Origin of the sequence: Gordonia sp. HS-NH1 (genome assembly GCF_001418765.1) — a bacterium.
Classification (GTDB): Bacteria; Actinomycetota; Actinomycetes; order Mycobacteriales; family Mycobacteriaceae; genus Gordonia.
Genome location: NZ_LIYC01000001.1, coordinates 165,458 through 187,047, shown reverse-complemented (window position 1 = coordinate 187,047; position 21,590 = coordinate 165,458). Strand labels below are relative to the sequence as shown.

The window sequence follows — 21,590 nt, the reverse complement described above, 5'->3', positions numbered from 1 at the left end:
TGCGTACATCCGGCCGTTCAATCGACCGTGAACCGCGAGAGACCCGGAGGTTTTGTGGGCGCATCCACCCGAAACGGCGGTCGCCGCGGTCGGAGACTCCTGTGGTGGACGGTCACCGCGGTGGTGATCCTGGCCCTGGTCGCCGCGGCCTCGGTCGTGATCGCACTCCGCCTCGATCGGGAACCGGAGCTCCCGCCGGGAGTGCCACCGCAACCCGCCGCGGTCGCCGTCGATCCGCGGATCGACCCGGTGGCCGCCTCGGCGCCCGAGCCGACGCCGCAGGGTGTGTCACGCGCGATCGCTCCGGCACTGCGCAACCCCGCCCTCGGCGAACTCACCGGCATGATCAGCGACTCGCTCACCGGCGCGGTCCTGTGGACCAGCGACCCGGAGCGTCCGCGGATCCCCGCGTCGAACGCCAAGATCCTGACCGCCGCCGCCGTCCTCGACGCCGTGCCCCACGATCAGCGACTGACGACGACGGTGGTGGCCGGCAGCAACGGACAGGTCATCCTCCGCGGTGCCGGTGATCCCACCCTGTCGGCCCAGCCCGCCGGGACCGACACCTTCTACACCGATCCGGGTCGCATCGCCGACCTCGCGCGCCAGATCGAGGAGACCGAGATCCCGGTGACCTCGGTGGCCGTCGACCTGAGCGCCTTCTCGGGACCCACGATGGACACCACCTGGGATCGCCGGGACATCCAGGGCGGCGACATCGCCCCGATCGAATCGCTGATGGTCGACGGTGCCCGGCGGGAACCGCTGGACGAATACTCGCCGCGTACCGCGACCCCGGGCCTCATGGCGGGGGAGGCGCTGGCCGCCGCCCTCGACGTCGAAGCGCCCGTCACCGAGGTGACCGGTACCGCGCCGACCGGGTCCGGGGACGAACGCGTGATCGCGAAGGTCCAGTCGGCCCCGCTGGTGACGCGGGTCAACGACATGCTGCGCTACAGCGACAACGTGCTCGCCGAGACGCTCGCCGTCGAACTCTCGGTGCACCGCGGCGGGCCGCCCACGCACGCCGGCGGCGTCGACGCGATCGAACAGGTGCTGTCGTCGATGTTCCCGGACCAGTGGGCCGGTACGACGCTGCACGACGCGTCGGGGATCTCCTACGCCAACCGGACCACGCCGGAGTTGCTCGACACGGTGATGACAGCGGCGAGCGGGCCGAGCAGGCCGGCGCTGCGCCCCATGCTCGACGGTCTGCCGATCGCCGGCGGTACCGGCACCCTCGCGGACCGGTTCGACGCCGCCGACAATCCCGGTGCGGGCTGGGCGCGGGCGAAGACCGGAACACTCACCGGGGTGAGTTCGTTGACCGGCATAGTGCAGACAGTCGACGGCCGCGTGCTGTCGTTCGCCCTGATGTCCGGCGGCACCTCGCCGGCGGACGCGCGACCCGCCCTCGATGCCGTGGTGGGCCAACTGAGAGAGTGCGGGTGCCGATGATCACGTCAGGAATCGCCGGGTCGGAGACCACGGACGCCGGGAACGCCGGAGCCGAGACCGGGACCGCTCCGGAATCGGGCGTCGAGGAATCCGCCGACCGGGAACGCCACCCGGGTATCGGCTCGCAGATCGACTGGTCGCTGGCGGCCTCGACGGCGAAGCGACTCGCCCGGCCCGGCCCGAAGACGACGTCGTACACCTACGAGGCGGCCCGCGCGGAACTGGCCGATGCCGCCACCCGCGCCGAAGCCCCGGTGCGAGAGGTCACGGGCCTGGCCGACGGCCTGCGCGTACCGACCACCCGAGTCCTCGACCGGGCCGGCTGGATCGACGCGGCGTCCCTGTCGATGCGATCGATGCTCGGTTCGGACGACGAGTCCACCGACGCGGGATCGCCGGGGCTCGCGGCACGATTCGGCGGACTGCAGGCCGGTGGTCTGCTCGCGTTCCTCTCCACCGCGATCCTCGGTCAGTACGATCCGTTCACGCCCGATCCGGAGACCGGCGAGCCCGGTGTGCTGATGGTGGTGACGCCGAACATCATCAACGTCGAACGCCAGCTCAAGGTGATCCCGTCGGACTTCCGGCTGTGGGTGTGCCTCCACGAGGTCACCCACCGTGTGCAGTTCTCGGCCAACCCGTGGCTGCGGGACTACATGCAGGACAACGTCGCGGTGCTCACCTCCGACGCCGGCGAGTCGACGACCGAGATCGTCACTCGGATGACGAAGGCCCTCAAGGGTTCCGATGGTCCGCGCGAGAAGGGCGTGATCGGCGCGATGCAGCTGCTGCAGAGCCCCGAACAGCACGCCGCTTTCCAGCGCATGATGGTTCTCGGCACCTTGCTCGAGGGGCACGCCGACCACGTCATGGATGCGGTGGGCCCGGTGCATGTGCCGTCGGTGGCGCGCATCCGCACCGCCTTCGACAAACGACGCACCGCACCGCAGAATCCGGTGCAGCGGATCATCCGGGCCCTCATCGGGATGGACGCCAAGCTCGCGCAGTACATCCGAGGAAAAGCCTTCGTCGACGCGGTGGTCGAGGCAGTCGGGATGGAGCGGTTCAACACGGTCTGGACCTCGCCGGACACGATGCCGCTGCCGAACGAGATCGACGACCCGCAGGCATGGATTCAGCGGGTCTTGTGAGGCGGGCGGTCGCGGAATTCGCGGCCGCTCATCGGGTCGGGCCGGAGGTCTGCGTCGGACTCTCCGGCGGGCCGGACTCGCTCGCGCTGACCGCGGCCGCCGTCGGTGCCGGTCTCGACGTCACCGCGCTGATCGTCGATCACGGACTCCAGCCGGACTCCGCGCGGGTGGCAGTGGCCGCGGCCGACGCGGCGCGTGTCCTGGGCGCCCGAGTCCATGTCCTGCCGGTGCGCGTCGGACGTGGTGGAGGTCTCGAGGCCGCCGCTCGCGATGCCCGGTACGCAGCCCTCGACGAGGCCCGCGGTGGTCGGCCGGTTCTGCTCGGCCACACCGCCGACGACCAGGCCGAGACCGTGCTGCTCGGGCTGGCGCGCGGATCCGGCTCACGATCGATCGCCGGCATGCGTGCCTGGAACGACCCGTGGGCCAGACCGTTCCTCGGGGTCCGGAGGCAGCAGACGCTGGCGGCCTGTACCGAACTCGGTCTCGCACCCCATCACGACCCGCACAACCGCGATCCGCGGTTCACCCGCGTCCGTCTGCGATCCGAGGTCCTGCCGTTGCTGGAGGACGTGCTCCACGGCGGCGTCGTCGACGCGCTGGGTCGCACCGCCGAGGGGCTGCAGGCCGACAACGATGCACTCGACGAGTGGGCGGCCCGCGTCCTCGCCGAGGCCGCACGCGGCGACGTCCTGGCCGTCGGCCCGCTTCGCGACGCGCCACTCGCGGTTCGGACGCGAGCCCTGCGTGCCTGGCTGCTCGACATCGGGGCGACCGAGCCGACCCATCGGGTCGTCACGGCCGTGGCGGGCCTCCTGGACTCGGCCGCCGTCGCCGACCGGACCCAGATCGCCGTCGGCGGCGACCCCGACGTCCGCCGTGTCGTCGTCCGTACGGGCGAAACACTGACGGTCCGCCTCACCGCGAGGTGAGACGGACCGTCGTCGTGGAAGTACTACGTTCCCTCAGCGCCGAGGCGGCACGAAGGGCGAGTTGATCGTCTGGAAGTACTGGATCCCGGCACCGATCAGGGTGCCGCCGCCGCCGAGGGCGAGACCGGCGATGCCGCCGATCGCGGCGGCCGGCGCGACGCCCACCAGGCAGCCCACCACCGCGGCGGCCAGGCCGATGACGCACCCGATCACGCCGCCGACGATTCCGCCGACGACAGTACCGACCAATGTGCCGATCGAGGTTCCGGCCCGGAGTTGTGATTGGAATCGTTCGAGAGCCTGGTCGTCGCGTTCTTGTCGCGTCTGCGGCGCCGCGACATTGTGCCGGGCAATGCCGCGCAAACTCTCGACCTCGGTCGGATTGACCGCCGACGAACGCGAGACCTCACGGGACGGAATGAGGGTCACGGCGTTCCCCGCGATTCGCGCGTCGATGGGAAACTGTCGGAATTCGCTGCGGTAGTTCAGCGGCATGCGGAAGAGTTCTGCGCCGGCGGTATCCCGAACCGTCACATTCCCGTTCTCCGTGCTCACGGATGCGTTGTGCACCGTGAGAGTGAGCGCCGAGGCATTCCAGGACGCGTCATAGGTGGCCGCCGGGGCCTTCTGAGGTGCAGCTTCGGCGGTGGCGGCGAACACCGTGACGACTGCGGTGGCCAGACACAGAATCACGCTGAGGCGTTTTTTGCGCAGGGGGATACGCGAAGTGGGGAACACGAGTGCTCCTTCTTGTCCACACGGGACAGGGCGTGAGAAGGGAGGGGATATCAGAGGTCTGGTGCTCAGCTCTCTGTTTTCGAGAATGTCAGACGCTCGATCCACATCGAAACGCAACCTCGAGGAATGGTGCCCGTGTGATGAGTTGTTATGTGACCGTTATCCGCATAGCAATTCCGCGAAATGTCGACGTGAATGGCCATAAATGGTTTGAACTGGCAATTCAGCGAAAAACCGCAGGTAGGCCGCGGCCATTCCCGGCGTGCGTCCGCGGAGCCCCGGAGAGGTACCCCGTTCGCCGCGGCACCGCGAAAACATGACAAGCTGGGAGCGTGCAGTCTGCCGACCCGTACGCCGCTGACATCGACGCTGTGCTGATCACCGAAGAGGAGATCAAACAGCGAACCGCCGAGCTCGCCCAGTCCGTGGCATCGCGCTACGCCGACATCGAAGAGGATCTGGTCCTCATCGGTGTCCTGAAGGGCGCCATCATGTTCATGACGGACTTCGCGCGGTCCCTGCCGATCCCGTCGCAGATGGAGTTCATGGCGGTGTCGAGCTACGGGTCGTCGACATCGTCGTCGGGCGTGGTCCGCATCCTCAAAGACCTCGACCGCGACATCGAGGGCCGGGACGTCCTGATCGTCGAGGACATCATCGACTCGGGCCTGACGCTGTCGTGGCTGATGAAGAACCTCGCGACGCGTTCGCCGCGCAGCCTCGAGGTGTGCGCCCTGCTGCGCAAACCCGACGCCGTCCGCTCCACGATCCGGGTCGCCGACGTCGGTTTCGACATCCCGAACGAGTTCGTCGTCGGCTACGGCCTCGACTATGCCGAGCGCTACCGCGACCTGCCGTACATCGGCCGGCTGAAGCCGTCGGTGTACACGCACTGATGCTCCGGGGCGCCACACGTGCCCGACCTGCGAGGGAACGGTTTCACCAGCGCGATCGTTGACCGGTAGCCTCAATGTGTACGTCGACGGGAAGGACATGGGAACGGCGTCGGCACCGGGACTCGATCCCGCGAGCCCGCTCGACCCCCACCAACTGGCATGAACCGTAAGACAGTCTTCCGCAACCTCGCCATCCTGGCGCTCATCCTGCTCGCCCTGTGGGGCTGGAGCGTGATGAGCGACTCCGGCCGGGAGTACCGCGGCGTCGACACCTCCGTCGCACTGCAGCAACTCAACGACAAGAACACCAAGTTCGTCAGCATCGACGATCGCGAGCAGCAGCTCCGGATCGAGCTCAAGTCCCCGATCAAGGTCAACGACGCCGACGCCGGCAAGATCAGTGCCAAGTACCCGGCGCAGGCGGGTGACCAGGTCTTCGAGGCCGTCCAGGGCACGGGCGCGCCGTACACGACCAACGTCAACGAGCAGTCCGTCCTGTGGCAGATCCTCATCTTCGTGCTCCCGATGATCCTGCTGTTCGGCTTGTTCTTCTTCGTGATGAGCCGCATGCAGGGCGGTGGTCGCGGCGGCGTCATGGGCTTCGGCAAGTCGAAGGCCAAGCAGCTCAGCAAGGACATGCCGAAGACGACGTTCGCCGATGTCGCGGGCGCCGACGAGGCCGTCGAGGAGCTCTACGAGATCAAGGACTTCCTGCAGAATCCGGCGCGCTATCAGGCGCTGGGCGCGAAGATCCCCCGGGGTGTGCTGCTCTTCGGCCCACCCGGAACGGGCAAGACGCTGCTGGCCCGGGCGGTCGCCGGTGAGGCCGGGGTCCCGTTCTTCACGATCTCCGGTTCGGACTTCGTCGAGATGTTCGTCGGTGTGGGTGCATCCCGCGTGCGCGATCTGTTCGAGCAGGCCAAGAACAACAGTCCGTGCATCATCTTCGTCGACGAGATCGACGCCGTCGGACGCCAGCGCGGCGCGGGCCTCGGCGGTGGTCACGACGAACGCGAGCAGACCCTCAACCAGCTGCTCGTCGAGATGGACGGCTTCGGTGACCGCTCGGGCGTCATCCTGATCGCGGCGACGAACCGCCCCGACATCCTCGATCCGGCGCTCCTGCGCCCCGGCCGATTCGATCGCCAGATCCCGGTCGGCAATCCCGACATGGCCGGTCGCCGGGCGATCCTGAAAGTCCACGCCAAGGGCAAGCCGATCGATCCCGACGCCGACCTCGACGGTCTGGCCAAGCGCACGCCCGGGATGTCGGGCGCCGATCTGGCCAACGTCGTCAACGAGGCGGCGCTGCTCACCGCGCGCGAGAACAAGCAGACGATCACTGCCGAGGCCCTCGAGGAGGCGGTCGACCGGGTCATCGGCGGACCGCGCCGCAAGTCCCGGATCATCAGTGAGCACGAGCGCAAGGTGGTGGCCTACCACGAGGGCGGACACACCCTCGCCGCATGGGCGATGCCCGATCTCGATCCGATCTACAAGGTCACGATCCTGGCGCGCGGGCGGACCGGCGGCCACGCGCTGGCCGTCCCCGAGCAGGACAAGGACCTGATGACCCGCTCGGAGATGATCGCGCGGCTGGTGATGGCCATGGGCGGTCGTGCGGCCGAGGAACTCGTGTTCCACGAACCGACGACCGGTGCGTCGTCGGACATCGACCAGGCGACGAAGATCGCGCGGGCGATGGTCACCGAGTACGGCATGAGTTCCAAGCTGGGTGCCGTGCGTTACGGCCAGGATCAGGGCGACCCGTTCCTCGGCCGGTCGATGGGCTCGCACACCGATTACTCCGCGGAGATCGCGAGCGAGATCGACGACGAGGTACGCCGGCTGATCGAGGCCGCGCACACCGAGGCGTGGGCCATCCTGACCGAGTACCGGGACACCCTCGACGTGCTCGCCACCCAGCTCCTCGAGAAGGAGACGCTGACCCGCAAGGATCTGGAGAAGATCTTCTCCGATGTGGACAAGCGTCCGCGGATCACCGCCTTCAACGACTTCGGCGAGCGCACTCCCAGCGACAAGCCGCCGGTGAAGACGCCGGGCGAGCTGGCCATCGAACGCGGTGAGCCGTGGCCGCCGCCGGAGCCGGCCAAGATCCCCGAACCGGTGGGAGCCGGTTATCCAGGTGCACCGCAGGTCCCGGGCCAGGTGCCGAACTATCCGCCGATGTACCCCGAACCGGGGACGTCGGGCGGACCGACACCGCCGGTTCAGGGCAATCCGGAACCCCGGTACCCCGACCCCGGGTATCCGGATCAGCACCATCCCCCGCAGTATCCGAACCCCGGTTATCCGAACCCGAACTATCCGAACCCGAACTATCCGAACCCGAACTATCCGAACCCGAACTATCCGAACCCGAACTATCCGAACCCGAGTTACCCGAACCCCGGTAACCCGCAGTACCCGGATCCGGGATACCGCGACTCGGGCTCCGGTCGGACGCCGCCGGAGCCGGGCGGGCCGTACGGCGGACGAACGCGTCCGGACTACGGCGCGCCACGAGACTGGTCCGCCCCCGGCTGGCCGCCCGAGTCGGCGCCGCGCCCGGGCCGTAACGGCGAGGCCAACGGGTGGGGACACCGCGCCGATGACGACGACTCTCGGCCGACTTCGTAAAGTGGCTGGATGAGCATCAACGAGCGGCAGGACGCCGAACTCGCCGGACCTCGAGGGGACTTCGACCAGGCGCGCGCCGAGGCCGCGGTCCGCGAATTGCTGCTGGCCGTCGGCGAGGACCCCGACCGGGAAGGTCTCCTCCGGACCCCGACGCGGGTGGCGAATGCATACCGGGAGATGTTCGCCGGTCTCTACACCGAGCCCGACGAAGTCCTCGCGACGACGTTCGACGAGGATCATGACGAGATGGTGCTGGTCAAGGACATCCCGATGTACTCGACCTGCGAGCACCATCTGGTCTCGTTCCACGGGGTCGCCCACGTCGGCTACATCCCCGGCGCGTCGGGTCGGGTCACCGGCCTGTCGAAGCTGGCCCGGCTCGTCGACCTGTACGCGAAGCGCCCGCAGGTCCAGGAACGGCTCACCAGTCAGATCGCCGACGCCATGATGCGCAGGCTCGAGCCCCGCGGGGTGATCGTGGTGATCGAGGCCGAGCATCTGTGCATGGCGATGCGGGGGATCCGCAAGCCGGGCGCGACGACGACGACGTCGGCGGTGCGCGGCATCTTCAAGACCAGTGCGGTCTCCCGCGGCGAAGCCCTCGACCTGATCACCCGGTGACGACGCCGCACGCGGTTCCCGCCCGCGGCGGAGTGCACCGGACCCTGGTGATGGGTGTCCTCAACGTCACCGCCGACTCGTTCTCCGACGGCGGTCGCTACCTCGACGCCGATGCGGCGATCGCGCACGGTCTCGAACTGATCGACCAGGGTGCCGACCTCATCGACGTCGGCGGCGAATCCACCCGCCCCGGCGCGGTCCGGGTCGACCCCGAACTCGAGACGGCTCGCGTCGTGCCGGTGATCAGCAAACTCGCCGCGCGCGGGGTGGCCGTGTCGGTCGACACGATGCGGGCGCCGGTGGCCGCCGCAGCGGTGGAAGCCGGTGCGGCCATCGTCAACGACGTCTCGGGCGGGCGGGCCGACGCCGACATGGCACGGGTCGTCGCGGACGCGGGGGTGCCGTGGATTCTCATGCACTGGCGCCCGGCCGGCGACACCGCCGACCGTCGGTTCACCCACCGCAGCGGAGATGTCGGGGGTTACCGGGATGTGGTCGCCGAGGTCAGTGGTGAACTGCTCGCCCAGGTCGACGCCGCGGTGTCGGCCGGGGTCGACGCCGACCGCCTGATCCTCGACCCGGGACTGGGCTTCGCCAAGACCGCCGAACACAACTGGGCCCTGCTGCACGCCTTACCCACCTTCACCGGGCTGGGCTTCCCGATTCTGGTCGGGGCCTCCCGCAAACGTTTCCTCGGCACGCTGCTCAGCCGCGACGGCGCGGACCGCCCGCCCGCGGGGCGCGATGTCGCGACCGCGTCCGTCTCGGCACTCGCCGCCGCCGCGGGTGCGTGGGGCGTGCGCGTGCACGACGTGGCGAGCAGTCGCGACGCGGTCGCGGTCGCCGCGGCGTGGCGCGCAGGCGGTTCCCGAACCTCATCACCGGTAGGAGAGACGAATGGCTGATCGGATCGAACTGCGCGGGCTGAAGGTCCGGGGCAATCACGGTGTCTTCGACCACGAGCGCGCCGACGGCCAGGACTTCTTCATCGACGTCGTGCTCTGGCTGGATCTGCAGGCCGCGGGGGAGTCCGACGATCTCGCCGACACCGTCGACTACGGTGCGCTCGCGCAGCAGGTCGCCGGCATCGTCGGGGGCGAACCGCGCAACCTCATCGAGAAGGTGGGCGCCGAGGTGGCCGACTCGATCATGACCGACGAGCGCATCAGTGCGTGCGAGGTGACCGTGCACAAGCCGTCGGCGCCGATCCCGCTGACCTTCGACGACGTCGCGGTGGTGACCCGACGTTCCCGCAAGGGGACGCGATGAGCCGCGCGGTGCTCTCGGCGGGGTCCAACGTCGGTGACCCGACCGCGCACCTGCGTTCGGTCGTCGAGGGCTTCGCCGACGAGCTGGTCGCGGTGTCCGCGGTGTACTCGACGCCCCCATGGGGTGGGGTCGAGCAGGACGACTTCCGCAACATCACGCTCGTCGTCGACGGACCGTACGATGCCCGACAGTGGCTCGAGCGTGGTTTCGAACTAGAGCGGGCGGCCGAGCGGACGCGGGAGATCCGCTGGGGACCAAGAACTCTCGACGTCGACGTGATCAGTGTGTCTGATTCTGACGGAGTTGTCGTGACCGACGGACCGGACCTGACGCTGCCCCATCCCCGTGCGGCGCAACGGGCTTTCGTCCTCGTCCCGTGGCTGGAGATCGAGCCCGACGCCACCCTGTGGACGCCGGCCGGCGAACGCGCGGTCGCCGATCTCGTCGCCGGGCTCGACGCCGCCGAGCGGGATGCGGTGCAGCCGGTCGGCCGCCTGACCGGGGGCGAGCCGTGAGTGCACCGGATCCGCGCCGGCCGGAGCAGGACGACGAGGAGGCCGGCCTCGGCCCCACCCGGGTCCGTGATCTGGCCGCGATCGCGGCGGTCACCGCGATCGTCGCGTGGATGCTGGTGCGGTACAACTACTCCGATCTCCCGCCGTTACCGCTGCTCGCCGGTGTCGTGCTGTATGTGCTTGCGGCACTCGAGATCGTCATCGCCTTCGTAGTCCGCTCCCGGGTCGAATCCCGCGATGTGGGTCGCGCCCGGGGACAACTCCATCCGCTCACGGCCGCGCGAGTGCTGGCCCTGGCCAAGGCTTCTGCGATCCTCGGTGCGATCGCGGTCGGGGTCTGGCTGGGATTGCTCGCGTTCCTGCTCGGTCAGCACGATCTGGCCGCGGCCGACCACGACCGGCCGGGTGCCATCGTCGGGCTGATCGGCGGGGCGGTCCTCGTCGGTGCCGCGCTGTGGCTCGAGTACTGCTGCCGGGCCCCCGACGACCCGTCCGCGGTGGGCGATTCGTGACGGTTGCCGCGAGCGGCGGTCGTCCCGTCGACGCATCGCCTAACATGCGGACTATCTGAGAAACTCCGCACCCGCCTGACGTCCGAATGTACTCACAGCCTGTAAATTCACGATCATGACGACCTCGAACGGCCGTGCCGCCGACTCGCGCCGCTCGAGTCGGTCGCCGGCTCAGTGGTTGCTCGGCCTGTTGATCGTGCTCGCGCTGGTGGCCAGCATCCTCATGGTCTTCACCGACCGTTTGTCGATCACCGGCTCGCTGGCGGTCATCGCAGCGCTCTGGGCAGCCGTCATCGGCGCGATCCTGGTGACCAAGTTCCGGCGGCAGGCCGAGAGTGCGGAGGCGAAGAGCCGGGACCTGCGACTCGTCTACGAATTGCAGCTGGAACGTGAGATCGCGGCACGACGTCAGTACGAGCTCGACGTCGAGACGACCATCCGCAAGGAGGTCACCGCAGAGTCGAACGAGGAACTCTCCGAATTGAAGGCTCAGGTCCTGGCGTTGCGGTCCAGCCTGGAGATGCTCCTCGGCGAACCGCTCCCGGACCAGCGGGCCGCGCTGTCCAGCGAGAAGATGCGCGAACTGGCCTCGGGCCTGAACGACGAATCCCGCACCGGCCGCCGATCCGGGACATTCGGCGGCGACTTCGGCGGCGTGTCCTCCTATGGCGCCACCTACGCCGACGACGGGGCGCTCGCCGCCCGCGACTTCGCCGCCACCGCACCCACCGCGGACGACGGTAGACACACGGGTTCGGTCGACCCCAACGAGATGACCGAGGTGATCCCGATCGTCACCGACGATCCGATCTCCGGCCGTATCGCGACCGAGGTCTCGCCCGACGAGGTCGCCGAGACGAACACGTCGGCCGATTCCACGGCCGGCGACCGGACGTCAGGCGGCGAGGCCTCCCAGGCCGATGTGTCCGATGCCGATGTGTCCGACGCCGAGATCGTCGACACCGAACATTCCGACTCGACCACCGGGGACTCGGGTGCGGGTAAGGCGGAGTCCACGTCGCTGCCGTTCTCCGGCGGCTTCTACCTCGGAAACGAGGCCGAGGAGCCGACACCCCCATCCGCCGAGACCCGGGCGCGGGTCGACCCCGCGGACCAGCCGCTCTACACCGACGACACCCCGACCGACGAGTGGTCGACCGGGGCGCAGCCTGTCGTCACTCCGGATACCGATGCCCCGCCCGTCACCGACGCCCCGCCCGTCACCGACGCCGACGAGGTGGAGCCACCCGCGTTCCTCGGTGCCGCGGGGCGCCATGAGAACCAGCCCGGCGGCCGGGCCGTGGAGTCCTACGGCGGTGGCCGCCGACGCCGTGCGGCCGACGACGACGCGGAGTCCGCACATTCGGCGGGGCTCCCGGTCTCCGAACTCCTGAACCAGTTGCGTTCGCAGACGGAGACGTCCGGGGGCGGGCGCCGGCGCCGGAACGGCTGAGGCCCGACACTCCGGGCGTTCTGGCATGCGAGGACGCTCGCGGTCGATCGCTGTACGTTCTGTCATCCGTTCGGGTCACATCTGTGACGTCACCACGGATTAGCCCGTGCGAGTTGGACGATCGCCCTAGTATTCCCGTATGAGCGAGACGCTCGCTGGTGGGGAGTTCGGTTTCGGGCCCGGGTCCGGTCCGTCCTTCGCCGCGATCCGCCACACCGACCGCGGGAACGCGGTCAAGCAGTCACTGGTGAGCGCCGCCCTGTTCCTGCCGGTGATCGCCTGGTGGCCGACTGTGCTGTGGCTCTTCGCTTTCGACCCGCTCGACGGCACTCCGTTCCCCGAGTACTACGCGAACCTGCAGGCCAACGGCCCCGAGGCCAGTCTGCTGCTCATCTGGTCGCTGACGGCGCTGATGCCGCTGTACATGGTTCTCGTGCTGGGGATCTGGGCGCGGAGCCCCCTTCGATCGGGTATCGCAGTGGTGATCGGTGCGGTCGGTGCACTCGGATTCTGGGGCGGGCAGGTGCCTGTCCTGGTGCGGTCGGGGGAGTACCCGATCCTCACCTTCTGTTCGGAGAACATGCCCGCCTTCGTCGTGTTGCTGATCGTGGCGTGGTCGGTCGCGCGGCGGCGCGGATTCTGGTGGTTGCTCGCGATACCGGTCATCGCGCTGTTGGCGATCAACGCCTACGAGGGCTGGGCGTCGAATCCGGTCGATGCGATCGTCGACGGCACGGGGAGACTGCTCGACGTTCCGGCCTCGCAGGTACTGGATCCGTTCTCGCCGAGGTTCCGTTCACCGTTCGACGATGTGGTCGACGTCGTGGCGGGGATCGTGACCCTCTGGGTGGTGGATTCGGTGTTCGGTGCCCTGTCCCGGCAGGGGCGCGATCCGCAGCAGTCCCGGCCGGGTCGCGACCCGCAGCAGACCCGTGTCGCCGATCATCGACGCTGACGAAAGCGGTGCTGTGACAACGAATTCCGGTCAGAACTGCATCGTGACGGCACGTCCGACGGTGAACACGATGAACCCCAGACTCAGGGCGATGCCCAACGCACACAGCGCCTGCGCGAGCCGTCCGGCCGAACTCGGCTGACCGCGACCGGCCAGATACCAACCGGCCACACCGACCGGGAGACCCATCCCGCCGACGACGCTCAACGGAACCGCCACCACGCCGCAGGCGAGCGACGCGGTGGTCCGCCGGGACGCGCCGGCGCCGGCCGCAGGCGAGTCCAGCACCGGGAGATCGCGCGAGGCCCGCACCGTCGATGGAGTCGGATCATACTGTGGCACAGTGTGTCCCGGCAACTCGGAGTACGCCGTCGCGCGCAGGTGGGACGACGGCGGAGCGGGACCCGCCGGGTTGCTTCCCGGCGGGGTCGCGGCGGCCGTGGGAATCGCGGCGGTGGACGCGAGGACGGTCGGGGGAAGCGGAGCCGGGGTCGGTGCGGATGTCGGTGCGAGGGGGGCTCGGGCGCGCATCGTGCGGTCGGAGCGGGGGACGAACGTCGTGGTGTCGATCGCCGAACGGAGTTCGGCGGCAAACGCTCCGGCCGACGGTGGCCGGTCCGCGCGGTTCTTGGCGAGGCCGGAACGCACGACGTCGGACACCGCCCGGGGGACGTCGGGCCGGAGTGCGGACACCTCCGGGGGGGGCGTGCTGAGGTGGTGGTGGATCATCATCGCGGGCGTGCGTGCGCTGAAGGGTACTGTGCCGGTGAGTAATTCGAAGATGCTGCAGGACAGTGAGTACACGTCGCTGCGGGCATCGAGGGTCTGGGCGGAGAGTTGTTCGGGTGACGAATAGGGGAAGGACCCGATCACCAGATCCGTCGAGGTGAGTGAGGTCGCGCCGCCGTCGGTCGACCGGGCGATACCGAAGTCGGCCAGACGGATTCGTCGTTGCACGGATCCACCCGGGAATCGCGGGCCGGGCTCTTCGGCGCTGATCAGGATGTTGGCCGGCTTGACGTCGCGATGGAGCAGGCCGGAACGGTGCGCGTGATCGAGGGCGGCACCGATGGCGTCGCCCACCGCCGCCACATCGGCGAGTGGAAGGCCGCCGGGAACGGTGGAGAGCAGCGCCGCCGCGTCGGTGCCGCGCACGTACTGCATCGAGATCCAGAGGCGTCCGTCCACCTCGCCACGGTCGTAGACGCTGACGATGCAGGGATGGTCGAGCTGGGCGGCGAGGTCGGCCTCGCGGGTGAACCGGGCGCGGAAGGTCGGATCGTTCGACACGTGCTCGGCCAGCACCTTGATGACGTCGTGGCGGGGCAGCCGAGGATGGCGGACGAGGTACACCTCGCCCATGCCGCCGGCACCGATCTTGCGCACGACCGTGTATCCGGCGAACTCTGTGCCCGGTTCCAAGCTCATGGCGGACCTTCGTGTGTGGGCGTGTCGGGGTGAACGGCGGCCGCCTCAGACTACGCCGCTTCGGCCCAGGTCACCGGGGGTTCGGTCGTTGGATCGACATGTCCGGGGTGCAGCCCGGGCCCACCACGGGGTGACACCTGTCACAGACATTGGCACCGGCCGCGGTGTCGGACCTACTCTTGCTCTGCAACGTCTGGTACCCGTGCCGACGCCGCCGCGATGAGTCCGCTCACGTGACGGTCGATCCGGCAGAGGCGGGACTGGAACGACACTCTGGAGGACAGCGGTGACCTCACCGAGCGGTGATGCCGGTATGCCGTCTGCACGGCGGACCGGTGGCGATGACGCCTTCGGCGATGATCTGCACGCCCATCACCCGTTCGCGGACGACGCGTATCCCCGGTCCGCTTCCACCGATCCGTTTGCCGGCATGACGAACCTGCCGGCCCCCGCCCGACTCACCGTCGGTCTCGTGTCTGCCGGCCGCGTCGGAACGGCGTTGGGTGAGGCGCTGGAGAAGGCCGGGCACGTGGTCGGCGCCGTCGTCGCCCGCTCGCCCGAGTCCCGTGGCCGCGCTGCGCGCCGGCTCCCCGATTCCGAGATCCTCGATCTCGACGAGGTCGTCGCACGGTCCGAGCTGTTACTGGTCAGCGTGCCCGACGCGACCCTGGGTGCCGTCGTCGACGAGATCGCCGCGTCCGATTCGCTCCGGCCCGGGACGATCGTCGCGCACACCGCGGGCGCGCACGGAGTGGCCGTGCTGCAACCGCTGACCGATCGTGGGGCCCTCGCGATCGCCCTGCATCCCGCGATGACGTTCGTCGGCTCCGAGGACGACACGGCTCGCCTCACCAATGCGTGCTTCGCGATCACCGCCGCCGACGCTGTGGGTGAGGCGATCGCATCGTCGCTGGTCCTGGAGATGGGCGGCGACCCGGTCCGGATCGCCGAAGCCGATCGCACGCTCTACCACGCCGCCCTCGCGCACGGCGCCAACCATCTGATCGCCCTGATCTCCGACGCGGTCGTCGCGCTCAATGCCGCGATCGACCACTCCGGCCGTGACACCGCGACCGTCGACGGACACGGCAACCGCCTGGCCGAACGCATCCTCGGCCCGCTGGTCGCGGCGTCGCTGCGCAATGTGCTGGAACTGGGGCCGTCGGCACTGACCGGGCCGGTCGCACGTGGTGACGCGCCCGCGGTCACCCGGCACCTGGCAGCGCTGCGCACCGTTCCCGGCGGGACGGGACCGCACGGTATCGCCGACGCCTACCGCACACTCGCCCGACGCGCCGCGGACCACACCCAAGCGCCGCAGGCGTTGATCGACGCACTGGAGGACCGATGACATCACCAAGCGGAGGAGGCGGCGTGAGCGGCCCGCTCGAGCAACAGCCCACCTACTCGGCCGGACGGATGACCGTGCATCGTGAGCCGGCGTCCCTGACCCGCGTCACCCGCGCGCTCCGCGCGTCGGGCAAGCGCGTCGTGCTCGTTCCGACCATGGGTGCCCTGCACGCCGGCCATCTCGAACTCGTCCGGGCCGCCAAGGCGAAGGGCAACACGGTCGTCGTGGTGTCCATCTTCGTCAACCCGCTGCAATTCGGCGCCGGCGAGGACCTCGACGCGTATCCGCGCACTCTCGACGCCGACCTCGCGCTGCTCGAGCCGCTGGGCGTCGAGTTGGTGTTCGCGCCGTCCGCGTCGTCGATGTACCCGAACGGCCCGCGTACGACGGTCCACCCGGGAGAGGCGGGCGGAATCCTGGACGGGGTCTCGCGTCCGACGCACTTCTCGGGGATGCTGACCGTGGTCCTCAAGCTGCTCAACATCGTCGGACCGAACGCGGCGTTCTTCGGCGAGAAGGACTATCAGCAGCTGGTGCTCATCAAGCAGATGGTGACCGATCTGAACCTCGACGTCGACATCGTGGGGGTTCCGACCGTGCGCGAATCCGACGGGCTGGCCATGTCGTCGCGCAACCGCTACCTCACCCCGGAGCAGCGCGAGCTGGCGACGGCCATCTCGGCGTCGCTCGTCGCGGGCGCCCATGCGGCCGAGGGCGGCCGGGACGCCATTCTGGCTGCCGCGCAGTCGGTGCTGGCCACGGTGCCCGAGATCGAGGTCGACTATCTCGCCCTGCGCGGACGCCAGCTCGACGAACCGCCGGAGAAGGGACCGGGACGATTGCTCGTCGCGGCGCGGCTCGGCAACGCGCGCCTGATCGACAACGTCGGTGTGACGGTCGGCGGAGTCGCCGCGCTCGAAGAAGAACTTGCCTGGACCAATGCCACCACAACTACGACAGAGGGACGATGACCATGTTGCGCACCATGATGACCTCGAAGATCCACCGCGCCACCGTGACCCAGGCCGATCTGCACTATGTCGGTTCGGTCACCATCGACTCCGACCTGCTCGATGCCGCGGGCCTGCTCGAGGGCGAGCAGGTCACCATCGTCGACATCGACAACGGTGCCCGGCTCGTGACCTACGCGATCGCCGGTGAGCGTGGCAGCGGTGTCATCGGGATCAACGGCGCGGCGGCGCATCTCGTCCACCCGGGCGATCTCGTCATCATCATCGCCTACAGCATGCTCGACGCGGCCGAACTGCGTGAGTACTCGCCGAACGTCGTGTTCGTCGACGCGCAGAACCGCATCGTGACCACGGGCGACGACCCGGCCGACGTGCCCGAGGGGTCGGGTCTGCTGGACCCGCGTCACCTCGACAGTCCGATCTTCGCCGACGCCTCGCTCTGACGCGGCAACAACTTTCGATGCTGCTCACCGTCGACGTCGGGAACACCAACATCCATCTCGGCGTGTACGCGGGGGTGGGGGATCACGCACGTCTGGTGCGTGACTGGCGAATCCACACCGACCCGCACTACACCGCCGACGAACTGGCGTGGGCGTTCCGCGGCATGCTCGGCGACGACATCGACCAGGTCACCGGTGTGAGCGCGTTGTCGACGGTGCCGTCGCTCCTGCGCGAACTCCGCGTCATGGTGCCGCGCTACTTCGGTAACGGTCCGCACGTGCTGCTCGAACCAGGCGTGCGCACCGGCGTTCCGCTCCTGGTCGACAACCCCAAGGAGGTCGGCACCGACCGGGTCTCCAATTGTCTGGCCGCACATCATGAATTCGGCGGGCCCTGCATCGTGGTCGCGTTCGGCACGGCAACGGTCGTCGACGCGGTGTCCGCGTCGGGCGAGTTCCTCGGCGGGGCGATCGCGCCCGGGGTGAATCTCGCTGTCGAGGCCCTCTCCGAGCACACGGTGACCGTTCGCAAGGTCGAGCTCATGCCGCCGCGCGGCGTGCTCGGCAAGAACACGGTCGAGGCGCTGCAGTCGGGCATCCTCTACGGCTTCGCCGGTCAGGTGGACGGCCTGGTCGACCGTGTCTGCGACACCGTCCCCGGATTCGACGGCGACGATGTGACCGTCGTCGCGACCGGCTACCTCGCACCGCTCATGTTCGACGAATGTCGTTCGCTCACCGATCATCACCCGCATCTGACCCTGGAGGGTCTGCGCCTGGTCCACGAACGGGCCAAAGCCAATCCGCGGCGCGGAAAGTGATCTCACGAACCGCGGTGATCACCGGTCCCCGCGGAGTGCGGCCTCGGTGTAGGCCGTGATGCGGTCGGTCAGTTCGCCGCCGGCCAGGTCGGTGCCGGCCAGCTGATGGACCTGGGCGTCGACCGCCGCGAACGCGAGCCGTAGGTCGGTGACCGCGGAGTCCGCCGTCCAGCCGTCGGCGACGAGATGAGCGCTCAGCCGCTCGATCAGGCTGTCCACGAGGGCGGTGTACCCGGCGGCGAGGCGCGCCGGGTCGGCCAGTTCACGCAGGCGTCCGTGGGCACGGCCGTGGGTCGAGTTCTCGTGCACCGCCACCTCGATCACCGCGCGCATCACCTCCGGCCACGGGCGCGAACCGGCGGGGTGGGCGTCGAGAATCGCGGTGATCGCCTGGCCGGCGGCGTCCAGATGGCGGAGTGCGAGTTCGTCGAAGATCGCCTGCTTGTCGCCGAAGTACTGGTAGACCGAGCCGACCGACACCCCGGCCTTCTCGGCGATGCGGTTGGTCGTCAGTTCCGCGCCCTCGGTGTCGAGAAGTTGAGTGGTCGCCTCGAGGATCAGGTCGACGGTGAACGAGGAGCGTTGCTGCCGTGGCCTTTTGCGCATCTGCTCGATCCTGGTGAAATGCGAGTTGTCCCATGCCGCCACCGGTTCGACGATGGATGCATGAGCTGCGAATCCGGAACCCCCGAATCCTACCTTCGCTTCCTGCCCGAACCGTGGCGATCCGAAGCCGTCGGGGTCGCGGCCGAATCCACCTGGTGGGCGTGGCCGTCGAGCTCCGGGCGGCCGTGCGGGGACGTGGACGTGCACGTCCTGCGGGCGCGCCGAAGTGCCGCACCGCTGCGCGTGCTGCTGCTGCACGGAGGTGGCGGCCACAGCGCCGTGGTCTGGCCGCTGGGCGCGATCCTCGCGAACGAGGGGTTCGAGGTCCTCGCCCCCGATCTGCCGCAGTACGGGCGCACCCGGGTGAGCGATACCGGGCGGGTCCGCTATCAGGACTGGGTCAGCCTGGTCGCCGACCTCGTGGCGGCGGAGACCGAGGACGACCCGCGTCCGCTCGTCGTGCTGGGCGCGAGCCTCGGCGGCATGCTCGCCTACGAGGTCGCCGACCGAACGGGGCGTGTCGCCGCGGTCGTCGCGACGTGCCTGCTGGATCTGGCCGGTGACCCGGCTGCGCGTCGAGCAGTTGCGCGCACGCCGGTGCTCGCCCGACTGGTCCCGCTGATGCCGGTGCTCGCCCGGGTCGGGGCTCTCGCGCGCGTGCGGTTCCCGATCCGCTGGGTGGCGCCGATGTCGGCGATGAGTCTCGACCCGGAGCTGTCCCGGGCGTGCCTCGACGACCGGCTGGGTGCCGGATCGTCGGTGTCGCTGGGGTTCCTGTCGGACCTGATGACGCACGACGTGCCGGACCCAGAGGGGTACCGGGGTCCGCGCGTGCTGCTGGTCCACCCGGCGGCGGACTCCTGGACGCCGCCTGAGGTCAGTGTGCGTTTCGCGCGACGGATGGCGGCGCGCACCGACATCCACCTGCTGACCGGGTGCGGGCACTTCCCGGTCGAACAGCCCGGCATTGACGAGCTGGCCGAACACCTACGCGCGCTGGCCGCCGATCTCGTCGGGACGGCGTGAATCCCCGTCGGTCAGCGGAACGCGCGGAGCAGGAGAGTGGGATCGTGGTCGGCGTCGGTGCCGTCGGAGTTGCGCAGCAGTGCGTCGAGGACCAGGCCGTCGAGCGCGGCGACCAGCTGCCGGGCCTCGCCGCGGGACAGTCCGCCGTCGACGAGCCCGTCGACGTAGCGGTCGCGGTGTCCGACCATGGCCCGTCGCAGCTCCTCGTCACGAGTCGACAGGAGCATGAGCTCGTAGCGGGCCCTGGTCCGGACTCGGTCGGCGCCCAGCCAGCGGACGATCACCTCGTGCGTCGACTCGCCGTCGGCGGCCCGGTCGCCGAGAAAGACGTGTTCGACGAGCGCCGCGAGAAAGCCGCTCTGACCGCCGAAATGGTGACGAACGCTCCCGTGCGGCACGCCCGACGCGTCCTCGACGGCGCGCGCGGACGCCTGGCGGATCCCCACCGTGCCGATGAGGGTGATGCCGGCGTCGAGCAGCACGTCGCGTGTCGAGGCACCAGATGATTTCTCCACATGGAGAAGTCTATCTGCTATGGTTCTTCTCCATGTGGAGAAGAGACTCGTGAAGGTCGTGGTGGTGGGTGCGGGGATCGCCGGGCTGTGCACGGCGGCCGGTCTGGCGTCGACGGGGGCGCGTGTCACGGTCGTCGAGCGGGCGCCGGAGGTTCGGGGCGGGGGCGCGGGACTGAGCATCTTCGCCAACGGAATCCGCGCGCTCGACTCGCTCGGGCTGCGATCGGTGATCGGTGAGGCCCTGGCGCCGACCCCGCCGGCAAGCGGAACGCGGACACCGGACGGACGCTGGCTCAGCCGCTTCGATCCGGCGTCGCTCACCGACATGCGCGTGGTCCGCCGTGCCGACCTCCACGCGGCCCTGCTCGGCGCCGTCGCAGGTGTCGCGGACATCCGGACGGGCTCCGGGGTCGAGGAGATCGCCCCCGGGAACGGTGTCGTACGCATGGACGACGGAACAGAGATCGGCGGGTGCGACCTGATCGTCGGCGCGGACGGGTTGCGCAGCCGGGTGCGTGGCGCGATCGTCGCGGACCCGGGCGTCCGCAGATGTGGATACGCCGCGTGGCGGGCGGTCACGTCGTCCCCGGTGGCGGTCGACGCGGCCGGCGAGACGACCGGTCGCGGAGCGCGCTTCGGGATCGCGCCGCTGGCTGACGGTCACGTCTACTGGTTCGCGTCGGTGTCGGACGCCGGGGACCGCACCGAAGGTGGTCTCGATGAAGTACGGCAACGGTTTTCGGGTTGGCACCGGCCGATCGGCGAACTGCTCGACGCCACCGACCCGGCGACCGTCGGGTACCTCCCGATCGAGGAACTCGCCTCGCCGCTGCCGACCTTCGTGGGAGCGCGCGGGCCGTGTGGGAGTGTTCTCGTCGGCGACGCCGCGCATGCGATGACCCCGAATCTGGGCCAGGGGGCCAACCAGGCGATGGAGGACGCGGCCACCCTGGTGGTCTTGCTCCGACGGTCGGGCCACGGCGGCCTCGACGACGCCCTGCGGGCCTACGACCGCCTGCGGCGCCCGCGGACCCAGCGCATCGCACGGCAGGCGTCGATGATCGGGCGGGTCGGGCAGATGCGTGCCGCGCCTGCCGTCTGGGCCCGTGACCTCGCCCTGCGGATGACGCCCGACGCCGTCCTGAATGCGCAGATGCGACGCGTGCAGCGGTGGCAGCCGCCTGAGGTGTGACGGTGTCGGTCAAGTCGGGGTCTGGCCGGTGGGGCCGGGCTGTGGCATACTCGTCGCCGTGATCATGAGCTGTCAGGAGTGTTGTCGGGGCTAGTAC

The 21,590-nt window shown here is 69.4% G+C and carries 22 protein-coding genes; 18 read left to right on the top strand and 4 right to left on the bottom strand.

Going from position 1 to position 21,590, the window contains the following annotated elements:
• Nucleotides 1–54: 54 nt before the first annotated feature.
• The 3 genes from dacB to tilS are packed head-to-tail and all read left to right on the top strand — an operon-like array spanning nucleotide 55 to nucleotide 3,541.
• Nucleotides 55–1,458: a D-alanyl-D-alanine carboxypeptidase/D-alanyl-D-alanine endopeptidase gene (gene dacB, locus AMD30_RS00785; RefSeq protein WP_055474415.1), complete on the top strand. Its 1,404-nt coding sequence runs from the start codon at nucleotides 55–57 to the stop codon at nucleotides 1,456–1,458.
• On the top strand, nucleotides 1,455–2,609 hold the full coding sequence (locus AMD30_RS00780; protein ID WP_055474540.1) for a zinc-dependent metalloprotease: 1,155 nt from the start codon (nucleotides 1,455–1,457) through the stop codon (nucleotides 2,607–2,609). The genes dacB and AMD30_RS00780 overlap by 4 nt, the downstream gene beginning before the upstream one ends.
• The gene (gene tilS, locus AMD30_RS00775) at nucleotides 2,588–3,541 is read left to right on the top strand and encodes a tRNA lysidine(34) synthetase TilS (RefSeq protein ID WP_055474414.1); all 954 of its coding nucleotides are present in this window, start codon (nucleotides 2,588–2,590) and stop codon (nucleotides 3,539–3,541) included. Before AMD30_RS00780 ends, tilS begins: the two co-directional genes overlap by 22 nt.
• 33 nt (nucleotides 3,542–3,574) lie before the next feature.
• Here tilS and AMD30_RS00770 read toward each other — a convergent pair whose 3' ends face one another.
• A complete protein-coding gene (locus AMD30_RS00770) occupies nucleotides 3,575–4,279 on the bottom strand; it encodes a hypothetical protein (protein WP_010840701.1) in 705 nt (234 codons plus the stop codon).
• Nucleotides 4,280–4,611: 332 nt separating this feature from the next.
• On the opposite strand from AMD30_RS00770, the gene hpt reads away from it, so the two are divergent.
• The 9 genes from hpt to AMD30_RS00725 all read left to right on the top strand — a co-directional run bounded on the left by hpt (nucleotide 4,612) and on the right by AMD30_RS00725 (nucleotide 13,140).
• A complete protein-coding gene (gene hpt / locus AMD30_RS00765; protein ID WP_010840700.1) occupies nucleotides 4,612–5,175 on the top strand; it encodes a hypoxanthine phosphoribosyltransferase in 564 nt (187 codons plus the stop codon).
• A 159-nt stretch (nucleotides 5,176–5,334) separates the two neighbouring features.
• Nucleotides 5,335–7,815 carry an ATP-dependent zinc metalloprotease FtsH gene (gene ftsH / locus AMD30_RS00760; protein ID WP_055474413.1) on the top strand — a complete coding sequence of 827 codons (2,481 nt, stop codon included), beginning with the start codon at nucleotides 5,335–5,337 and terminating at the stop codon, nucleotides 7,813–7,815.
• 9 nt (nucleotides 7,816–7,824) lie between these two features.
• A complete protein-coding gene (folE, locus tag AMD30_RS00755) occupies nucleotides 7,825–8,436 on the top strand; it encodes a GTP cyclohydrolase I FolE (RefSeq protein WP_010840698.1) in 612 nt (203 codons plus the stop codon).
• A 50-nt stretch (nucleotides 8,437–8,486) separates the two neighbouring features.
• Nucleotides 8,487–9,341, top strand: coding sequence for a dihydropteroate synthase (gene folP, locus AMD30_RS00750; protein ID WP_055474539.1), 855 nt, complete (start codon nucleotides 8,487–8,489; stop codon nucleotides 9,339–9,341).
• Nucleotides 9,334–9,705 (top strand): dihydroneopterin aldolase, encoded by a 372-nt coding sequence (gene folB, locus AMD30_RS00745; RefSeq protein ID WP_010840696.1) that lies wholly within the window; start codon nucleotides 9,334–9,336, stop codon nucleotides 9,703–9,705. Before folP ends, folB begins: the two co-directional genes overlap by 8 nt.
• Entirely contained in the window at nucleotides 9,702–10,220 is a 519-nt protein-coding gene (gene folK, locus AMD30_RS00740) for a 2-amino-4-hydroxy-6-hydroxymethyldihydropteridine diphosphokinase (RefSeq protein ID WP_010840695.1), read from the top strand. Before folB ends, folK begins: the two co-directional genes overlap by 4 nt.
• A complete protein-coding gene (locus AMD30_RS00735) occupies nucleotides 10,217–10,732 on the top strand; it encodes a DUF3180 domain-containing protein (protein ID WP_055474412.1) in 516 nt (171 codons plus the stop codon). The genes folK and AMD30_RS00735 overlap by 4 nt, the downstream gene beginning before the upstream one ends.
• A gap of 115 nt (nucleotides 10,733–10,847) precedes the next feature.
• Nucleotides 10,848–12,185, top strand: a complete 1,338-nt coding sequence (locus tag AMD30_RS00730) for a DUF6779 domain-containing protein (RefSeq protein ID WP_055474411.1) — start codon at nucleotides 10,848–10,850, stop codon at nucleotides 12,183–12,185.
• 139 nt (nucleotides 12,186–12,324) lie between these two features.
• Nucleotides 12,325–13,140 carry a hypothetical protein gene (locus AMD30_RS00725; RefSeq protein WP_055474410.1) on the top strand — a complete coding sequence of 272 codons (816 nt, stop codon included), beginning with the start codon at nucleotides 12,325–12,327 and terminating at the stop codon, nucleotides 13,138–13,140.
• 30 nt (nucleotides 13,141–13,170) lie between these two features.
• Here the strand turns inward: AMD30_RS00725 and AMD30_RS00720 are convergent, their stop codons facing one another.
• Nucleotides 13,171–14,568, bottom strand: a complete 1,398-nt coding sequence (locus tag AMD30_RS00720; protein ID WP_055474409.1) for a serine/threonine-protein kinase — start codon at nucleotides 14,566–14,568, stop codon at nucleotides 13,171–13,173.
• A gap of 286 nt (nucleotides 14,569–14,854) precedes the next feature.
• Between AMD30_RS00720 and AMD30_RS00715 the strand changes: the two genes are divergently transcribed.
• From AMD30_RS00715 to AMD30_RS00700, 4 genes are read left to right on the top strand one after another with little or no spacing between them, the layout of a single operon-like run.
• Nucleotides 14,855–15,919 (top strand): Rossmann-like and DUF2520 domain-containing protein, encoded by a 1,065-nt coding sequence (locus AMD30_RS00715; protein ID WP_055474408.1) that lies wholly within the window; start codon nucleotides 14,855–14,857, stop codon nucleotides 15,917–15,919.
• Nucleotides 15,920–15,942: 23 nt separating this feature from the next.
• The gene (panC, locus tag AMD30_RS00710; RefSeq protein ID WP_014928010.1) at nucleotides 15,943–16,890 is read left to right on the top strand and encodes a pantoate--beta-alanine ligase; all 948 of its coding nucleotides are present in this window, start codon (nucleotides 15,943–15,945) and stop codon (nucleotides 16,888–16,890) included.
• A gap of 2 nt (nucleotides 16,891–16,892) precedes the next feature.
• The gene (gene panD / locus AMD30_RS00705) at nucleotides 16,893–17,333 is read left to right on the top strand and encodes an aspartate 1-decarboxylase (protein ID WP_014928009.1); all 441 of its coding nucleotides are present in this window, start codon (nucleotides 16,893–16,895) and stop codon (nucleotides 17,331–17,333) included.
• 17 nt (nucleotides 17,334–17,350) lie between these two features.
• Nucleotides 17,351–18,154 (top strand): type III pantothenate kinase, encoded by an 804-nt coding sequence (locus AMD30_RS00700; protein ID WP_014928008.1) that lies wholly within the window; start codon nucleotides 17,351–17,353, stop codon nucleotides 18,152–18,154.
• 18 nt (nucleotides 18,155–18,172) lie between these two features.
• Here AMD30_RS00700 and AMD30_RS00695 read toward each other — a convergent pair whose 3' ends face one another.
• Nucleotides 18,173–18,760, bottom strand: coding sequence for a TetR/AcrR family transcriptional regulator (locus AMD30_RS00695; RefSeq protein WP_014928007.1), 588 nt, complete (start codon nucleotides 18,758–18,760; stop codon nucleotides 18,173–18,175).
• Between the two features lie 60 nt (nucleotides 18,761–18,820).
• On the opposite strand from AMD30_RS00695, the gene AMD30_RS00690 reads away from it, so the two are divergent.
• On the top strand, nucleotides 18,821–19,786 hold the full coding sequence (locus tag AMD30_RS00690; protein ID WP_055474407.1) for an alpha/beta fold hydrolase: 966 nt from the start codon (nucleotides 18,821–18,823) through the stop codon (nucleotides 19,784–19,786).
• An 11-nt stretch (nucleotides 19,787–19,797) separates the two neighbouring features.
• Here the strand turns inward: AMD30_RS00690 and AMD30_RS00685 are convergent, their stop codons facing one another.
• Nucleotides 19,798–20,268 carry a TetR/AcrR family transcriptional regulator gene (locus AMD30_RS00685; protein WP_055474406.1) on the bottom strand — a complete coding sequence of 157 codons (471 nt, stop codon included), beginning with the start codon at nucleotides 20,266–20,268 and terminating at the stop codon, nucleotides 19,798–19,800.
• Between the two features lie 82 nt (nucleotides 20,269–20,350).
• On the opposite strand from AMD30_RS00685, the gene AMD30_RS00680 reads away from it, so the two are divergent.
• Complete coding sequence (locus tag AMD30_RS00680) at nucleotides 20,351–21,493, top strand: FAD-dependent oxidoreductase (RefSeq protein WP_055474538.1); 1,143 nt, start codon at nucleotides 20,351–20,353, stop codon at nucleotides 21,491–21,493.
• The last annotated feature ends 97 nt before the right edge of the window (nucleotides 21,494–21,590 follow it).

What these genes read in the sequence shown, in the direction of transcription:
- folK (WP_010840695.1), top strand. Translation starts at nt 9,702, where the DNA reads ATGAGCCGCGCGGTGCTCTCGGCGGGGTCCAACGTCGGTGACCCGACC.
- folB (WP_010840696.1), top strand. Translation starts at nt 9,334, where the DNA reads ATGGCTGATCGGATCGAACTGCGCGGGCTGAAGGTCCGGGGCAATCAC.
- ftsH (WP_055474413.1), top strand. Translation starts at nt 5,335, where the DNA reads ATGAACCGTAAGACAGTCTTCCGCAACCTCGCCATCCTGGCGCTCATC.
- AMD30_RS00720 (WP_055474409.1), bottom strand. Translation starts at nt 14,568, where the DNA reads ATGAGCTTGGAACCGGGCACAGAGTTCGCCGGATACACGGTCGTGCGC.
- AMD30_RS00695 (WP_014928007.1), bottom strand. Translation starts at nt 18,760, where the DNA reads ATGCGCAAAAGGCCACGGCAGCAACGCTCCTCGTTCACCGTCGACCTG.
- AMD30_RS00730 (WP_055474411.1), top strand. Translation starts at nt 10,848, where the DNA reads ATGACGACCTCGAACGGCCGTGCCGCCGACTCGCGCCGCTCGAGTCGG.
- AMD30_RS00725 (WP_055474410.1), top strand. Translation starts at nt 12,325, where the DNA reads ATGAGCGAGACGCTCGCTGGTGGGGAGTTCGGTTTCGGGCCCGGGTCC.
- folP (WP_055474539.1), top strand. Translation starts at nt 8,487, where the DNA reads ATGGGTGTCCTCAACGTCACCGCCGACTCGTTCTCCGACGGCGGTCGC.
- tilS (WP_055474414.1), top strand. Translation starts at nt 2,588, where the DNA reads ATGGATTCAGCGGGTCTTGTGAGGCGGGCGGTCGCGGAATTCGCGGCC.
- AMD30_RS00700 (WP_014928008.1), top strand. Translation starts at nt 17,351, where the DNA reads ATGCTGCTCACCGTCGACGTCGGGAACACCAACATCCATCTCGGCGTG.
- folE (WP_010840698.1), top strand. Translation starts at nt 7,825, where the DNA reads ATGAGCATCAACGAGCGGCAGGACGCCGAACTCGCCGGACCTCGAGGG.
- AMD30_RS00780 (WP_055474540.1), top strand. Translation starts at nt 1,455, where the DNA reads ATGATCACGTCAGGAATCGCCGGGTCGGAGACCACGGACGCCGGGAAC.
- AMD30_RS00690 (WP_055474407.1), top strand. Translation starts at nt 18,821, where the DNA reads ATGAGCTGCGAATCCGGAACCCCCGAATCCTACCTTCGCTTCCTGCCC.
- panD (WP_014928009.1), top strand. Translation starts at nt 16,893, where the DNA reads ATGTTGCGCACCATGATGACCTCGAAGATCCACCGCGCCACCGTGACC.